Genomic DNA, 1,119 nt, shown 5'->3' with positions numbered 1-1,119 from the left:
CTCACAGCAGCGATCACCCACTGCCTATCCTTAACAGGAAAGGCCCAAGAAGTATCCTACGACCAAATTGACAAAGCCCCAGAAGAGAGGGAAAGGGGAATTACAATTGCAACAGCTCACGTAGAGTACGAGAGCGACAAGTACCACTACGCCCACGTAGACTGCCCTGGTCACGCAGACTACATCAAGAACATGATCACCGGTGCGGCCCAGATGGACGGAGCGATTCTGGTTGTTTCTGCAGCAGACGGTCCGATGCCCCAGACGAGGGAGCACGTACTCCTTGCAAGGCAAGTTAACGTACCAGCGATAGTAGTATTCCTCAACAAAGTAGACATGGTAGACGATGAAGAGCTACTTGAGCTAGTAGAACTAGAAGTTAGGGAACTCCTTAATGAGTATGGCTACCCAGGAGACGAAGTACCAGTAATCAGAGGATCAGCTTTAAAGGCTTTAGAGTGTCAGGATCCGAACTGTGAGTGGTGCCAGCCGATATACGAGCTAGTAAACGCGTTAGATGAGTACGTACCTGAGCCGGTAAGGGAAGTAGACAAACCATTCCTCATGCCGATAGAAGACGTATTTACAATCTCTGGACGTGGAACAGTAGTAACAGGAAGAGTAGAGAGGGGAACATTAAAAGTAGGAGAAGAAGTAGAGATAGTAGGCCTTAGGGAAGAGCCGCTAAAGACGGTAGCGACAGGGATAGAAATGTTTAGGAAAGTCCTTGATGAGGCGCTACCTGGAGACAACATAGGAGTGCTGTTAAGGGGAGTAGCGAAGGACGAAGTAGAGAGAGGGATGGTAGTAGCTAAGCCTGGAAGCATCAAGCCACATAAGAGATTTAAGGCAGAGGTATACATTCTTTCAAAGGAAGAGGGAGGAAGGCACACTCCATTCTTCAACGGATACCAGCCCCAGTTCTACTTCAGGACGACGGACGTGACAGGAAAGGTTAAGCTCCCCGAGGGAGTAGAGATGGTAATGCCTGGAGACAACGTGACGTTTGAAGTAGAGCTTTTAAAGCCGGTAGCTATAGAGGAAGGATTAAGGTTTGCTATCCGTGAGGGTGGAAGGACAGTAGGTGCTGGTGTTGTTACTGAAATTCTTGACTAATTA

General features: G+C 48.3%; 1 protein-coding gene. It reads left to right on the top strand.

The genetic code is table 11. The annotated features are described in order from the left end of the window. A partial coding sequence (gene tuf, locus C7457_RS08725; protein WP_121172085.1) for an elongation factor Tu occupies positions 1 to 1,116 on the top strand: 1,116 nt, incomplete at its 5' end. Positions 1,117 to 1,119 lie beyond the last annotated feature (3 nt).

This window comes from Thermovibrio guaymasensis (assembly GCF_003633715.1).
Lineage (GTDB): Bacteria > Aquificota > Aquificia > Desulfurobacteriales > Desulfurobacteriaceae > Thermovibrio > Thermovibrio guaymasensis.
This window is presented reverse-complemented; position numbering and strand designations above follow the sequence as displayed.